Raw genomic sequence first — 14853 nt, 5'->3', positions numbered from 1 at the left:
CTTTCGGTTGGCATCTTAGGATAAGCTTGCTTACCTTGCCGCTCTGGCCATATTATATCGTGACATTCACCCCATTGGAACGTCCATGGCAGGTTAATTGTCACTGGAGCTAAAATCACCTTGATGAAATTGTGTACGGTACCTAACCAACATGTCTTTAGTCAGCATTGTCGCTTCTGTATTTCTCGGATATATCTTTAAATTTGTGCTGATGCTTCAAGAATATCTGAACGATATCAGGATCAAAATGGATACCTGCATCATTTTCTATGATCCGTACTGCCTGTTCGTGAGACATAGCTTCTTTATACACTCTTTTGCTGGTGAGCGCGTCATAGACGTCGGCTACCGCCATGAGTCTTGCCGAAAGTGGGATTTGCTCACCTGCCAAGCCTTCAGGATATCCGGTTCCATTCCATTTCTCGTGATGGGAATAAACAATTTCCTTGGCAAAACGAAGGAAGGTTTCGGGTCTGTCCATTAATACTTCCGCACGAAGTATAGCATCCCTGCCGAGTGTGGTATGGGTCTTCATATACTCAAATTCCTCCCGGGTGAGCACACCCGGCTTCAGAAGAATATGATCCGGAATTCCCACTTTACCGATATCATGCAGAGGAGCCGACAACACGATAAGTTCAACCTGTTGCTTACTAAGCACATCCAAGTATTTATCCGTACGGCTGAGCTGAGTTGCCAGAACCTCAATATATAATTTGGTTCTCTGAATATGATTACCAGTCTCCGAATCCCTCATTTCAGCGAGGGCGGCCATTGCCATGACAGAGACCTCCTGAATCAGCGAAATTTCCTTTGTACGTCTGGATATCTCCGCTTCCAGATACTGATTCTGATCTTCAAGGAAATCCTTTGACATTTTCAGAGTCAGATGGGTCTTCACACGGGAGAGCAGAATGGGTGAGCTGAGCGGCTTGGTTATATAATCAACCGCGCCAAGCCCGAATCCCTTGTTCTCGTCCTCCACCTCTTCTTTCGCCGTCAGGAAGATAACCGGAATATCCTTAAGTTCCTCATCCTCTTTTAACCTCCGGCAGGTCTCATACCCGTCCATAACCGGCATCATGATATCCAGCAGAATTAGATCGGGGGGAGAGGATTTGGCTACCTGAAGTGCTTTTTCTCCATTGGTGGCGACTTTTACTTTGTACTGCTCTTTCAGAAGGCCGCTAAGCAAAACAATATTATCCGGGGTATCGTCAACGACTAGAATGACGGGTCTTACGTCAGGCATACTACATCAACCTCTGCACATTATTACTTTCACTTAAAGCCGTTTCCAGAACAGTAATAGCTTCATCATACTCAAACATTCTTATATGGCTCTCCAATGTGGCCATTTGCTCCGGCAGTATTTCTAAAGCCAAAGTGCCTTTAACGGAGTTGAAATAGTCAACTGCCTCATAGTCATTATCCTTTAGTACAATCAGCAGGTTATCTACAATCTCATTCAGCGCTTCATGTTGCTCCAGGATATTGTCCTTATCACTGTATAAATCCAATTCATCCAGCTTGCTGCTGATATCGTTCGAGATTTGAGATACCACTACCTGGAGGCGCCGTAGAAGCTGGCTTAGCCATTCTGTATTCTGCTGCTTGATCAACAACTTCACGATATCGCCCGATAAATTCTGCACTTCCAATGCGCCGATATTTCCGGAGACGCCTTTTAAGTTGTGAGCCAGACGGTGTGCTGCAGCGAAATCATTCCGGCTTACGGAGTCCAGCAATTTGCTTACGGTCTCTCTTTGATTCTCAGCATATTTGAGCAGCAAATCCATATAAAGGGTTTCATTGCCTCCAACACGTTTAAGCCCGCCAGTGAGGTCAATTCCCCGAATCGTTATTTCTTTTAGCGGAGTAGAAATCTGATGATAAGCGGGAACCTTCTGAAGCGAAATGATCTCACCGGAAGTACCTGAAGCCCATTTGCCGATTTTGGTAAACAGAATATCCGGATCGACAGGTTTAGCGACATGATCATTCATACCGGCGAGAATGGTCAACTCTCTCTCCTCCTGCATGGTACGTGCAGTCATGGCAATGATAGGCAATTCCTTGTCCAGTTCACGGATTCTCTTGGCAGCCTCAAATCCGTCCATTACCGGCATTTGCAGATCCACAATTACAATTTGATAGGGCTTCCCAGCAGACATTTGTTCAACCATTCGAACCGCCTCAGCTCCATTTGGAGCAACATCGGCAATAATACCCTGGCTTTTCAGCAGTTCAACGGCAATCTGCCTGTTAATTTCATTATCCTCCGCCACTAGCACCCGGATTCCGGAGAGTCCGTAGTTTTTCTCATGAATGACAGCCTTCTCAGTGCTTGGTTTGGGTCCATGAAACAATGTAATCAACGTATCGTAAAGGAGCGACTGATTGATCGGTTTAACTACAAAATCGTCCACAAGGTTAACATCTGGATGTTGCCGGATGTCCTCTATACCAAAAGGTTTAACAAGAACGATAGCAGGAATGTGGAGAAGACCTGCTCCATTTTTGATGAGCTTAACCGTTTCCATTCCATCAATTCCCGCCAGTTGCCAGTCCAGGAATACCGCATCGTAGGGTGTACCTGCGTCATTCTCCCGGAGTGCATTCAGCGCCTCATCGCTGGAAGCTGCAGCTGTAGTCAGGCATTTAAAGTTCTGCAAGTATTCTGTCAGAATTTCTCTCGCTGCCCGGTTGTCATCCACTACCAGAATTTTCAGACGTCGTTCGCCCTCCGGCATCTCCAGCGGCTTGGATGCGTCGGCTTGCCCGATTCCAAACCAGGCGGTAAAGGAAAATTTGCTGCCTTTCCCTTCTTCACTTTGCACCCATATGTCGCCACCCATCATCTCCACTAGACGCCGGCTGATGGCCAGTCCAAGTCCCGTTCCGCCAAATTTTCTTGTAGTTGAGCTGTCCGCTTGTGTGAACGCCAGAAATATTTTGTTCTCCGCTTCCTTGCTAAGGCCTATTCCCGTATCGCGAACGCTGAACTTGAGCTTGACTCTGGTATCAATGCAGCTGATCATTTCCACTGTTACCGCCACTTCGCCATTCTCGGTGAACTTCACAGCGTTACTCAGGAGATTAGTAATGATCTGTACCAGTCTAAGCGGATCTCCTTCAAGTTGCCGAGGGATATCCTGGGGGATATAGCAGAGAAGTTCAAGGCCTTTGTCATGTGCGGCCTGGCTCGACAAATCCACAGCATTCTGGATGATATCCTGGAGTTCGAAGCCAGTGTCTTCCAGCTCCATGCTGCCCGATTCAATTTTGGAGAAATCCAGAATCTCATTAACAAGTACCAGCAGCGATGTTCCGGCATTATGGATCTTGGACACATAATCTCGTTGCTTCAGATTTAGACCCGTTCGAAGCGCCAGATAGGCCAGCCCGATAATGGCATTCATCGGTGTACGGATCTCATGGCTCATATTGGCCAAAAATTGTGATTTGGCTATTGTTGCTTCTTCAGCAAGGCTCAGGGCATACTTAAGCTCTTCCTCCTTGAGCTTCGCTCCTGTAATATCTTCAGAAACGCCAAGTAGATATAAAGGCTCTCCATTTGAATCCAGGATCGGAAGAACAGAAGCTTGCACATATCTTAAGGCGCATTCCTCGCTATAGCCTGGAAATACATCGATTTCGCTTATGATCTGCCGGGTCTCCAGCACCTTCCGGTCCATTGCGTTCAATCTTTTGGCAGTGTCCGGAGGGAACAGGTCGTAAACGGTAAGGTCAAGCATCTCATCCGGAGTTTTACCCAAAAAGTCTGCACAAGCTTTATTTACTTTATAATACTTAAGCGTCTTCGCATCTTTAACATAAAGCATAACCGGAATGTGGCTGATCACAATGTCGAGAAATTGCATACTATCCACAAGTTCTTTCTCTTTGCTCTTCAGATCGCTGATATCTGTCATAATGCCCAAATACCCGCCAATTGTGCGGTCAGAAAGCCTATAAGCAGAAAGTGAATATAAAATATCATGGTTCTCGCCTGTTGCGAATAATCTTTGAATCTGCCTTACATCGGTAGCTCCCCTGCTCATAACCTCTTCTTTCATTTCTCGGATGATCTGATAACCATCCTGCGTCAAATGTGGCAGATCACTGATGTGCATGCCGATCAAATTCCGGCGTTGCACCTGAAATGCCTTCTCATAAGCGTAATTACAGCCAAGGAAGCTGCCTTCACTGTCCATATAGAATAACGGATGAGGCAGTGTGTCGACTAATTGCGAAGTGAAATAGAGCTGATCTGACAGCTCTTTTTTTATTCTTTTGTATTCAGAAACATTTTCTTTGATACCCACGTAATGCGTGATTGTTCCTGCCTGGTTCTTAATGGAGGAGATGATAACTGCTTCGGTATATTCTTCGCCATCCTTTGTTTTATTGACGAACTCACCTTCCCAGTTCTCTCCCCGATTTAAGGTATCCCACAACTCCCGGTAGGTTTGACCTTCTGTTTTATCCGTTCTAAGAATACTCGGGGTTCTACCTCTTACCTCTTCCAAACTGTATCCGGTTATTTGGGTGAAATAGGGATTGATGTATTCAATGCGGCTGTTCATGTCGGTGATAATAATTGATAAGGGAGATTGATCGATGACATTCTGATAGAGTTGCAGTTTCTCGTTGTAATTTCTCATCCATTCCCGGCAGATCCAAAAAGCGAAGAGCGGCGCAATCAGTGCGATACTCCCCAGTATCATAATACTCTTAAAAAGTAGAGCTGCTGTACAGGCAGCAAGGTACATCACCAGGGCACTCCATGCAATCTTTGATCCACGCTTGTCCATTCTCGCCAAACCACCCTTGATTTTCTGTAAAAGAACATACTCTTCCTATTCTATATTCGACATTATTCGGCAATAAATTAAGATCAACTTATCACTGAAGAAGCTTCCATTAAAAAAGCCGCCAATTCTACATAATAACCGTAGTCTTTGGCGGCGTATACTGTTAAATTTGACGCGAGTTTCCGTACCGCTATTCTTCACGTACGCAACCTGATGAAATTCAGACCGGATTAGAATATAGCAACGTAAAACTCACGGTCTGACGGGATGTTTTTTGTTGTCAGCAGGTTATTGTCGGCATCGCGGATTCTGAGGACATAGGACACTGTAGTCAAGGTGCTAATTGTCGGGAAACGAACAGCTCCGAATTCGTCAAACGAAGCGGTGGCGACCAGATTGTTGTTTCTGGTTAATGTCGCGGTCCAGCCAGTCGAATCCTTAGGAACGTTATTGGTACTTACAGCGAGAACGACAAGTCTGTCAAAGGTCTGTCTGATTCTCCGTTTCTTAGGGGCTGCTGCTGCACGTTTTTTCATGGCCATAAGGACTTGGGCTTTGCTTGGCATAACTGTCTTCTTAGTAGTTGGTTTCAATTCTTTCACCACTTTCTATTAGGATAATATAGTTAATGCAAGCCAGCGCTTCTCTGAAACGAATGATAACCTATCTCCATAAAAATGAGGTTTCCTCCTAGTTTCATAGATACGTACCTACGGCCCGGCCACTGCATACAATGCTCCAAGAGGTGAGCCATTTATAATGAATACACGTAGCTGGCATGAACAGCAGAAAAGCCTGATTAACAAGCCTTTGCGAACCATATTGCGGCGTTCAACGTCCACCGGCAAGAGACCTTCCTTCATTCCCGTAATCATTCAATTCAAGCCGGCCATGAACTCTGCCACATTACGAACCCTGAACAGGAAGCTGGGTCTCCACGCTTTTTCTGTTATTCACCGGTTGCCCCTGCTCAATTCGGTATCCTCCAAGGTATCCGTGAAATGTCTGGAGAAGTTATGCGGCTGCGGCGAGGTTAGTAGAATCTATCTGGACGGCAAAAAAAAAACGTCGCTAAACATAGCGACGCCTTCGATCGGTTCAACACTTATTCAGCGGAAGAGAGGTCTTACGGGTAAAGGAATTAATATTGCCGTGCTCGATACCGGCGTCTACCCGCATCCAGATCTGACGAAACCCGTCAACCGGATCATTGCTTTTAAAGATTTCATTAATCACCGCAAACGGCCCTACGATGATAACGGCCACGGGACACATATAGCCGGTGATGCAGCCGGCAATGGCAGGAGCAGTAAAGGGAAATACAAAGGTCCTGCACCGGAGGCGGGAATTGTGGCAGTCAAAGTACTTGACAGTGAAGGCAGCGGATATGACTCCACCATTATTAAAGGAATTGAGTGGTGCATAGCGAACCGGAAAAGGCTGAATCTGCGGATTCTATCCATGTCGTTCGGTGGACCGGCACTGTCATCCTGTAAGGATGATCTGCTATGTCAGGCTGTGGAAAAGGCGGTCAGAGCCGGACTTACTGTAGTCATCGCGGCAGGCAACAGCGGCCCTGAACGCGGTACCATTGAGTCACCCGGAATTAGTCCTTCCGCGATTACCGTCGGCGCCGTGGATGACCGCCGCACCATTGTGCAAAAGGACGACCGGATTACCTGGTTCTCCAGCCGCGGTCCGGCTCCGGGCGGTCTGACGAAGCCGGATCTCACCGCACCTGGAGAATTAATTACTTCGCTTCGGGCTCCCGGCTCCAGGCTGGACCGGACCCTTCCTTATCTGCGGGTCGGGAAGAGCTATTTTCTCCTGACGGGAACCAGCATCTCAACGCCCCTCGTCTCCGGTGCAGCAGCACAGTTATTACAATGCAATCCTTCGCTGACACCGTCACAGGTGAAATCACGATTGAAGAGGAACGCCTTCCGTCTCAGGCTTGGCGCGAACATAGGCGGCAGTGGAGAAGTGAACATGCGGTTTCTGAAATGATTAATCAGAATTGCTGTTATCGGGATCGCTGTCAACGGATTCACCGTTTCCGGGATTATTAAACTGATGTAGTTTATCGTTAAGCTGTTTGGCTTCCTTCTTGCTGTCAATATACATCATGGAGTGCACCATGATTTCAATAACAAACACAATGAGAATCAGCAGAATGAACATGGATTTATCAAAAAACGGATGGGTGCTGAACATCAGCAGCCATAGGATCAGTGTAGAATTGGCGAGTACGACGCAGACGAAGAAGGTGATTCGTTCCGCTTTTTTTCCAAGCTCATGATGGTTCATTAGCCCGTTCTTATAAAAGGTAGCGGCAGCCCCGAACATCGCAATCTGCCATAGAACTGAAGTTCGAATGTGATCCGGTGAATTCATCGCCTGGTACAATGCCACCAGAATCATTAAACCGCCGCATGCGATGAGAAATTCCTTCAGCATCAACGTTAAAAATCTGGAAATGGACATGATGGTGCCTCCTTATAGCCCTAGTTTGGTTTTGAGCACAGGGACATATTGTCTTGAAATAAATACCTTTTCACCATTCAGCAGCAGCGCTTCAAGCCTTCCATATAGCACAGGGCTGACGGATTTAATCTTTCCGATATTGAGTACAGTTGATTTCGATGCTCTGAAGAAGTCCCAGCTCCCGTATTCCTCCTCAATTTCGTACAACTTGAGCCGGGATTCGTATACCTTCTCCTGGCAGTAGATGAACACTTTATTATCTACAGCTTCGAAATAAAACACGTCCCTCGGATTGATGATATGGATCTGCAGATCCGTAAGACCAATCAGCTTTTTGGATGCTGATTTCAGGGAGTAAATGAGCTGCATTATGCTATCATCCGGTTCGTTACATCTGATAATGATTTCCGGCTCACCACCTGGAGGAACATTCTCAATCGTGATCTTCATTGTGCACCTCCTTTTTATACTGCAATCGGCTCTCGAGTTCCGCTTACATTCCCAGTATATTTTTGGAAATCCTTTTATTCAATAGTCTCAAGGCAAGCTGCTGTTCCTCGCCGATAAGCTGCACAAATAAGGGAATATTCTGTTGCCAGCAGGCCTGAATGCTCCGCGAATTGCGAAGCGTGTGAATCTCTCCGGTATGTAAAAAAACCAGCAGGTCTCCGTGAATTCGGAATCTGCTGGTTACTTATGATTTCATAATAGATGCGACAGCTTATCGGGATTACGGAGCAAATACACATTCTGGATAAGGCCTTCTTCGACATGCAGCAGCACTGCCGTTACAGTGCCGTCCACCTCGTGCAGTATAAGCCCGGATTGGCCATTCAGTTCCTTCATCTCCACGCGTACGACGGACTGGGCAAGCGGCCGCTTTCCGGTTATCCCCAGCAGGAAACGGGCAACAAAATTGCCGGATACAATCGGACGGACGGCTGCAAAAGCTTTACCTCCGCCATCGGAGATAAGTACAGCATCCTCAGAGAGGATGGACACAACAATATCCACTTGGCCCTGCTCCAGAGCTCCTAGCAGACGCATGATCCATACTTCATCTGCTGCCTCCGGCCGAACAGCTTCACTATCGCGCAGCCCCATCTTCCCTTTGGCCCGGCTGACCAGCTTCCTGCAGTTCACTTCACTCTTATCCAGGAGCAGCGCCAGTTCTGCATATTCGAAGCCAAGGGCTTCCCGAAGAACGAACACGGCCCTCTCCGATGGGCTAAGCCGTTCCAGAAGCACCAGCATCGCATACGACATCAGTTCATCACGGGCAACCTTCTCAAAGGATTCATCATGGGTCGTCAGGATTGGGGCGGGAAGCCACTCGCCGAAATATTGCTCACGTTTTTTGCGGGCCGATTTATGAAGATCCCGGCAACGGTTGGTTACCATTTTGCACAAATAGGCTTTCGGTTCGGACATCCGCTCCGGCGGTATGTCATGAGCTTTGAGAAAGACATCCTGAACCACATCCTCTGCATCAGCGGCTGAACCGGTCAACTGATAAGCAAGACGGAACAACAGCCCCTTGTAGTTCGCATATAATTCTTCTACGTTCACCGTAACCATCCTTATTTTCTAATCTATATACACTGAACTAAAGATTTTGCCTATCTAGCCCAAATTATTTCAACTCGCTTGCCATATCCCAGGTGTATTCCCGCAGCTTCCAGCCGAGCTTGCCCGTAATCATAAAATCTACTCCCCATTTGCGTGTCCACGCCATACCGCGCTGAGGCCCGAGCCCAAAGCAGAAAAATTCCATGTAGCCTTTGTGCGCAGGTGCCGGCACCCCGCTGAGGTCCGCAAGTACAATCTTCGCAAGTCTTCCTGCTTGCGCGAGCGCTTCCTTGCAGGTCTTGCCGTCAGCCCGTCCGCTTGCAGGGTCCACAATTCGTGCGCAGTCTCCGATGCTGTATACACCCTTCATCCCCTGAACCCGGTAGCTGGCATCTGTAAGCACATAACCTTTTGAAGAAAGCGGAAGACCCAGCTCCTGGAGAGCCGGGTTTGGCATCAGCCCCAGTGTCCACACACACATCCCGGCGGGCACCGTCGTTCCATCGGATAAAGTGACAACCCCATCTTTCTCCTTGACCACTTTGCAGTCATGCATGACGACAATCCCGGACTCCCGAAGTTTCTCCTCAAGTTTATGCCCAACCTTTGCCGGACCCTCAGGGAACAGCCGCTGGTTCGCATTGATCAACCGGATTTGCACCTCTTCCAAGCGGATACCCAGTTCAAGTGCATCACGGCGTGCATAATAGGCAATTTCAGCAGATGTCTCGATCCCGCTGATGCCTGCTCCCGCAACGGCGATAGTTAGCAGTCTCCGGCGTTCTTCAGTATCCGGCACCAGCAATGCCTGCTTCAGGTTGGCCCGCCAAGCCTCACGAATCGCCACTGCAGCCGGAACGTCCGTTAACGCAATACCGCCTTGTTCAGGGACGGGTCTGCGTACCGTGCTGCCCGCCGCAACAACAAGCAAGTCATAGGATAACTCGCGTTTCAGTCCATGCTCATCTTCAAGCTGCAGCCTTTGGAGTCCGGGTTCGATCTTTGTAACCGCTGCCTGCAACAGCTCTACACCGTCCGGAAACAGCTTGGAGAGCGGCACCTTGATTTCTTCCCCTCCGGCAGCGGGCCGGAAGAGCAGCACCTTGCGGAGATGATAGGGATTCCGGTCAATCAGTACAAGCCGCAGCTTCCTTTGACCGCCGTCCCCCTTGAATGCCTTTCGAATTTCATGAACCGCGTGAATACCTGCATACCCTGCGCCGATCACAACGCATGTCAATTCCGTCATTACAGCCACCCCTTATTTGTGATGCAAATATAACGAGGCAGGGGAATATTTTGTGACAACTTTAAACAGCTGTTTAGAATCTTTCAAAGCAATCATAATTGCGCTGGCGATAGATTAGACCGTCCTTGAACTCGAACACACAACAGAAATAAGCCTTCAGTTCCTGCCCTTTGGTGAAGACACCTGCGTCGAGCGCCACTTCTGCCGTCCAGGTTACCTCCGTAATTATTGCGTCCGCCGTTTCATGCACATGCCGAATCTCATAGTTCTGTGAAGAGAGTAGCTTGGCACCGCCTCCCATACGACTGAACAACACTTCATAATTGCTCACTGCCACATGGTCCGTAAGCCAGTTCGGATATTCGGTCTGCTCCATTTCCGGATGCAGAATGCCTTCATAATCACTTGTCCGGTCGTTAAATTGCTCCAGCAGCCCAAAATATTGTTGTACCACTTCAATTTTCATTAAGTTACATCCCCTCTCTAGAGTGCTTCTGTGCCGCAAGCGATACACGGTCTTCCACGCCGATTAAGTCCGTCTTACAAATCCCTCATGCTCCGCAACCAATCTCTAACACCCTAAGCTGAGTTCTTCTCCGATTTCTGTAATGCAATTTAGCTGTATATTTCCAAGTATAAGCTGAACGGGTGCAGAATCTCTACCGCCCTTCCCGGTATTTGCCATCTCCAGCAAAAAGGAATAAATTATACTTGTTGAGTTTTTATCAATCTTTTTGTGGGAGGATGAACAGGTATGAATAGTCAACAGGTCGATGCTTCACAGTCTGGCACCTTTGCCATTGGCGGAGATTTGAGTGTGAACAGACTCGGGTATGGAGCCATGCAACTGACAGGTCCCGGTGTGTGGGGAGACCCGCGGGATCCGGAAGAAGCCGTCCGCGTGCTTCGCCGGGCAGTGGAAATGGGTGTTAATTTTATCGATACGGCTGACTCCTATGGCCCGTTCGTAGCTGATCTTCTTATCCGCAAGGCACTTTACCCTTACCCTAAAGATCTGGTGATTGCCACCAAAGCCGGATTGACACGCAGCGGGCCGAATGATTGGCGTCCCGTTGGCAGACCTGAATATTTACGGCAGCAGCTTGAGCTTAGCCTCCGCCATTTCGGACTGGAGAGAATTGATCTGTTCCAGCTCCACCGGATTGATGCCAAGGTTCCACTCGAAGAACAGATCGGCGAGCTTTCTTTACTCCAACAGGAGGGTAAAATCCGCCATATCGGGTTAAGCGAAGTTTCCGTAGAAGAACTGGAGCGCGCTGGGCGAATTGTCAAGATTGCATCTGTGCAGAATCTGTACAACCTCGCGAACCGGAAGTCGGAGCCTGTGCTTGAATATGCGGAGGCGCATGATATCGCCTTTATTCCATGGTTCCCGCTGGCAACTGGAGAACTTGCCAGAGAAGGCGGGCCGCTTGCCGGACTAGCCCGGAAGCACGGCGCAACCCCTTCGCAGCTTGCACTAGCCTGGCTGTTGAAGCGTTCACGGGTTATGCTTCCTATTCCCGGAACCTCTTCTGTAGCCCATCTGGAAGAGAACCTCGCAGCGGCTGCGATCACGCTCAGCGACGGGGACTTTGAGACCTTATCCAGTGCGGTATAAGCATCTCTCATTCACCCATACCCAGAGGATCCAAATCAGGATAACGGTTATCCATCCAACGACGTACAGGTACTTCTTCAGATTGCAGGTACAGATTGAATGAAAAGAGCGTCCGAACCCTGAGGTTCGGACGCTCTTTTCAAGAGTATTTCTAGGTCTGATCTGCGTATCTCCACCAGCCAAGCGTACCCAGAATACCGGTCAGACCGGTCAAGTAGGGCAGCAGCCGGCTAAACAATCCCAAATGGGACACTTCTTCCCCGCCTGCTCCACTTAACAATCCAGGCACCGCCCATGGAATGTAATGGGCGATCCCCATGGCTCCGCTGATCTGAGCAACTACGATGGTAAGAACAACAAAGCCCAGCGAAGACATGTATCCCCGTCCCACGCTAGCCATCCACGCCACGGGTATACTCAGACATATCGCCATGAAAGAAAGAACCGTATAATTTCCGAGACTATGAATCATTGTATTCGTACTCCAACCATTGAAAGGAAAAACATGCACGGCTGCGACTCCAAATCCAAACAGCAATAACGCGAAGATCAGGCACCATAGGACGGCTACAATCAATTTCGAAGCGGCTACTGCATATCGGGACACGGGTAGTGCCAGCAGATCCTTAACCGTACGATCTGAATATTCTCTTCCAAATAACCAACTAAAGATGAAGCCAAATCCAATCAGTCCGGCGATCGATATCATGATCCCAAGCTGGTCGAAATAGGCTGGCACATCCATGGGTTGCTGCAGAGCGGCCTTGGAACTAATCAACCCGGAGAAGACCAGACCCAGCATCACCGGCATAATCATACATACCAGAAGAGCAATCCATAGTAACTTCGAACGCCGGAACTTTAAATTCTCTGTCTGTATAGCAATCCATAATAACTTCATCTGCCGCTACCTCCATCCATCCCGATCTTTCTTAAAAAATAGGCCTCCAAATCTTCTTCCTCCACTTGCAGCAAGGTTGGTGCCATATTCGCATGGACCATCAGCCTGGCGATGTGGTCAGGCTCGGCTACTGCATGTTCTGCGGTAATGCTTAGCACCCTGTCCTCGCCTATATCCACCTGATACCCCTGCTGCCGCAGCAGCAGCATGACATCCTCCGGCCTGCGGGAATTCACCAAAAGCCGCTTCCTGAGCATAAAGTGCAAATCCCTGACATCTGTCTCCTGAAGCAGCTTGCCATGGTGGACAATCCCGATCCGGGTCGCCAGTTTCGCAACCTCGCCCAGGATATGACTGGAGATAAATATGGTTACGCCCTGCTCCTCCGCAAGCTCCCGGAGCAATTCCCGGACCTCAACGATTCCCGCCGGGTCCAGTCCATTCGTCGGTTCATCAAGAATCAGCACCTTCGGCTGATGCAGCAATGCTTTGGCAAGTCCGAGCCGCTGCCCGTTGCCAAGCGACAAATGTTTCGCCTTCCGGTCCCGGTACGGGGTCAGTTGAAGCTTATCCATTACCCTATCGATAGAGGTGCGGTCGCCGATGCTGCGCAGCCGGCGGATGATCTCCAGATTCTCCCTAACCGTCAGCTCGGGATAAGAATAGGGAGTTTCGACCATATAGCCCACATCCGTCCACAATTTATGACTGCCGGCATCTACCTTCTTGCCCATCAGGTAAGCAGCACCGCTATCAGGCCGGATCATGCCCAGCAGCATGCGGATGGTCGTTGTTTTACCGGCTCCATTTAATCCTAGAAATCCATAAATTTCTCCCTTGTTCACGTGTACGGAAAGATCGGCCACTGCTTGATGGTTCCCGTATCGTTTAGATAAGCCTTCGGTTTGAATTACAGGCTGCATGGTTGTTTCCTCCTAAATAAAACTAACTAGTTGTTTATATTTATGCAAAAGCAGCCCTCTACAGCAAAGACTGCTCCATCACCCCGTGAATCATAAAGTTTGTTAGCTGGCTGGTCATATGCTCTCTGTCTTCCAGAGCACCCTCCGGGTCCAGCATTGGTTTATACCTGGAGAACGATTGGATCGTGCTTGTCGTGATATTCATGAGCAGCAGCGGCAGCATGACAGGATCTATATCTTTACGGAGAATACCGTTCTCCTTGGCAGCCTTCGCAATCTCAACGAGCTGTGTGAAATCATCCGGCCGGTAGGTGATCTGGTTCCAGGTCTTCCACTCTTCGGCAGCCTCCCAGAACAGAATTTTACGATAACGGGGATGATCCAGGAGAAATTGATACAATTCACGGATATTCGTTTCCAGAAACCGCCGGAATGTGTCAGGATTCGTAACCAATGAATCTTCCTTCATGATCCCGGCAATCGCCTGTCCCGTCACCTGGTCACCAACCTGGTCAGCCCGTTTGACCACCTCAGTATATAATCCCAGCTTGTCCCCGAAATACTGATAAATCAGGCTTTTGTTATAGCCCGCTGCCTTTGCGATCGCATCAATCCGTGCTGCCGAATACCCGAGCTCGGCAAACTGCTCCTCAGCGGCATCGAGAATCATTTCCTTGGAACGGGCAGCGTCATAGGTACGTGATCCCTTCTTTTTCTCTGATATCATTTTCTCTTCACCTCCAGCTAATTTCTAACCAACTGTTTAGATTATATTAATCCCGCTGGTGGAAGTCAAGCCTACACAGCAAGAAGCCGCCGAATCCGGTCCGGTAGCTTCTTGCATCATCAACATGGACAACAGCCCTTACCTATAACCACTCTCTACAGCGCCGCTGCCTGTACCCATTTCCTGACTGCATTTACAAGCTTCTCTTTCTTGTTGACCACATCGTTCATATCCGTAAATTTCACCGTGGCCCTATCGAGGGTGATCCATTCCAGAAGCCCTTCATCGTCGTCGATCAGCTTGCTGTCACCGGCCCCGGATTTCACCTTGGCTCCGCAATGAAATATGAGCTGGAAGTATCCTTTTCCACGGAAATTAAACGTAATTCTGTCTTCATTGTGGTAACAAAAGCTCGGGGCATTCCATTTAATCTGCTCGGTTATTCCATCATGCGCCTCTAAAATAACGCTGCGGACCACTTCGATCTCCGGCTTCAACGGATGCTCAAACTGATCCATAAATTCGGTTACCGACTGTGAAGTTCTCATCGCTCAGCTCCCTT

The 14853-nt window shown here is 48.6% G+C and carries 14 protein-coding genes; 2 read left to right on the top strand and 12 right to left on the bottom strand.

Annotation, left to right across the window (positions count from 1 at the left end):
- Positions 1–157: 157 nt before the first annotated feature.
- The 3 genes from ACAN55_RS14330 to ACAN55_RS14320 form a co-directional block, all read right to left on the bottom strand.
- Positions 158–1252, bottom strand: a complete 1095-nt coding sequence (locus ACAN55_RS14330) for a response regulator (protein WP_379133867.1) — start codon at positions 1250–1252, stop codon at positions 158–160.
- Between the two features lies 1 nt (position 1253).
- Positions 1254–4817, bottom strand: coding sequence for a PAS domain S-box protein (locus ACAN55_RS14325; protein ID WP_379133865.1), 3564 nt, complete (start codon positions 4815–4817; stop codon positions 1254–1256).
- A gap of 230 nt (positions 4818–5047) precedes the next feature.
- The gene (locus tag ACAN55_RS14320; RefSeq protein WP_379133862.1) at positions 5048–5353 is read right to left on the bottom strand and encodes a hypothetical protein; all 306 of its coding nucleotides are present in this window, start codon (positions 5351–5353) and stop codon (positions 5048–5050) included.
- A gap of 223 nt (positions 5354–5576) precedes the next feature.
- On the opposite strand from ACAN55_RS14320, the gene ACAN55_RS14315 reads away from it, so the two are divergent.
- On the top strand, positions 5577–6824 hold the full coding sequence (locus tag ACAN55_RS14315) for a S8 family peptidase (RefSeq protein WP_379133859.1): 1248 nt from the start codon (positions 5577–5579) through the stop codon (positions 6822–6824).
- Here ACAN55_RS14315 and ACAN55_RS14310 read toward each other — a convergent pair whose 3' ends face one another.
- From ACAN55_RS14310 to ACAN55_RS14290, 5 genes are all read right to left on the bottom strand, one after another.
- Positions 6825–7301: a hypothetical protein gene (locus ACAN55_RS14310; protein ID WP_379133857.1), complete on the bottom strand. Its 477-nt coding sequence runs from the start codon at positions 7299–7301 to the stop codon at positions 6825–6827.
- A 12-nt stretch (positions 7302–7313) separates the two neighbouring features.
- Positions 7314–7751, bottom strand: coding sequence for a LytTR family DNA-binding domain-containing protein (locus ACAN55_RS14305; RefSeq protein WP_379133854.1), 438 nt, complete (start codon positions 7749–7751; stop codon positions 7314–7316).
- A gap of 252 nt (positions 7752–8003) precedes the next feature.
- A complete protein-coding gene (sigJ, locus tag ACAN55_RS14300; protein WP_379133851.1) occupies positions 8004–8870 on the bottom strand; it encodes an RNA polymerase sigma factor SigJ in 867 nt (288 codons plus the stop codon).
- Positions 8871–8934: 64 nt separating this feature from the next.
- Positions 8935–10119: an NAD(P)/FAD-dependent oxidoreductase gene (locus tag ACAN55_RS14295; protein WP_379133849.1), complete on the bottom strand. Its 1185-nt coding sequence runs from the start codon at positions 10117–10119 to the stop codon at positions 8935–8937.
- A gap of 73 nt (positions 10120–10192) precedes the next feature.
- Positions 10193–10585, bottom strand: coding sequence for a nuclear transport factor 2 family protein (locus ACAN55_RS14290; RefSeq protein ID WP_379133846.1), 393 nt, complete (start codon positions 10583–10585; stop codon positions 10193–10195).
- Positions 10586–10873: 288 nt separating this feature from the next.
- Here ACAN55_RS14290 and ACAN55_RS14285 point away from each other — a divergent pair, with 288 nt between their 5' ends.
- Positions 10874–11740: an aldo/keto reductase gene (locus tag ACAN55_RS14285; RefSeq protein ID WP_379133844.1), complete on the top strand. Its 867-nt coding sequence runs from the start codon at positions 10874–10876 to the stop codon at positions 11738–11740.
- Positions 11741–11891: 151 nt separating this feature from the next.
- Here the strand turns inward: ACAN55_RS14285 and ACAN55_RS14280 are convergent, their stop codons facing one another.
- From ACAN55_RS14280 to ACAN55_RS14265, 4 genes are all read right to left on the bottom strand, one after another.
- Positions 11892–12641, bottom strand: coding sequence for an ABC transporter permease (locus tag ACAN55_RS14280; protein WP_379133841.1), 750 nt, complete (start codon positions 12639–12641; stop codon positions 11892–11894).
- Entirely contained in the window at positions 12638–13564 is a 927-nt protein-coding gene (locus tag ACAN55_RS14275; protein WP_379133839.1) for an ABC transporter ATP-binding protein, read from the bottom strand. The genes ACAN55_RS14280 and ACAN55_RS14275 overlap by 4 nt, the downstream gene beginning before the upstream one ends.
- Positions 13565–13622: 58 nt before the next feature.
- Positions 13623–14291 (bottom strand): TetR/AcrR family transcriptional regulator, encoded by a 669-nt coding sequence (locus tag ACAN55_RS14270; protein WP_379133836.1) that lies wholly within the window; start codon positions 14289–14291, stop codon positions 13623–13625.
- A gap of 155 nt (positions 14292–14446) precedes the next feature.
- Positions 14447–14839 carry a DUF1801 domain-containing protein gene (locus ACAN55_RS14265; protein ID WP_379133834.1) on the bottom strand — a complete coding sequence of 131 codons (393 nt, stop codon included), beginning with the start codon at positions 14837–14839 and terminating at the stop codon, positions 14447–14449.
- Between the last annotated feature and the right edge of the window lie 14 nt (positions 14840–14853).

It is taken from the genome of Paenibacillus oryziterrae, assembly GCF_042610485.1.
Lineage (GTDB): Bacteria > Bacillota > Bacilli > Paenibacillales > Paenibacillaceae > Paenibacillus_AQ.
Note: the sequence above shows the minus strand (reverse complement) of the source record. Positions and strands in the feature narration are given on the sequence as shown.

Excerpts from the sequence above, each read along its gene's own strand:
- ACAN55_RS14330 (WP_379133867.1), bottom strand. The coding sequence starts at position 1,252 with ATGCCTGACGTAAGACCCGTCATTCTAGTCGTTGACGATACCCCGGAT.
- ACAN55_RS14325 (WP_379133865.1), bottom strand. The coding sequence starts at position 4,817 with ATGGACAAGCGTGGATCAAAGATTGCATGGAGTGCCCTGGTGATGTAC.
- ACAN55_RS14320 (WP_379133862.1), bottom strand. The coding sequence starts at position 5,353 with ATGAAAAAACGTGCAGCAGCAGCCCCTAAGAAACGGAGAATCAGACAG.
- ACAN55_RS14315 (WP_379133859.1), top strand. The coding sequence starts at position 5,577 with ATGAATACACGTAGCTGGCATGAACAGCAGAAAAGCCTGATTAACAAG.
- ACAN55_RS14310 (WP_379133857.1), bottom strand. The coding sequence starts at position 7,301 with ATGTCCATTTCCAGATTTTTAACGTTGATGCTGAAGGAATTTCTCATC.
- ACAN55_RS14305 (WP_379133854.1), bottom strand. The coding sequence starts at position 7,751 with ATGAAGATCACGATTGAGAATGTTCCTCCAGGTGGTGAGCCGGAAATC.
- ACAN55_RS14295 (WP_379133849.1), bottom strand. The coding sequence starts at position 10,119 with ATGACGGAATTGACATGCGTTGTGATCGGCGCAGGGTATGCAGGTATT.
- ACAN55_RS14290 (WP_379133846.1), bottom strand. The coding sequence starts at position 10,585 with ATGAAAATTGAAGTGGTACAACAATATTTTGGGCTGCTGGAGCAATTT.
- ACAN55_RS14285 (WP_379133844.1), top strand. The coding sequence starts at position 10,874 with ATGAATAGTCAACAGGTCGATGCTTCACAGTCTGGCACCTTTGCCATT.
- ACAN55_RS14280 (WP_379133841.1), bottom strand. The coding sequence starts at position 12,641 with ATGAAGTTATTATGGATTGCTATACAGACAGAGAATTTAAAGTTCCGG.
- ACAN55_RS14275 (WP_379133839.1), bottom strand. The coding sequence starts at position 13,564 with ATGCAGCCTGTAATTCAAACCGAAGGCTTATCTAAACGATACGGGAAC.
- ACAN55_RS14270 (WP_379133836.1), bottom strand. The coding sequence starts at position 14,291 with ATGATATCAGAGAAAAAGAAGGGATCACGTACCTATGACGCTGCCCGT.
- ACAN55_RS14265 (WP_379133834.1), bottom strand. The coding sequence starts at position 14,839 with ATGAGAACTTCACAGTCGGTAACCGAATTTATGGATCAGTTTGAGCAT.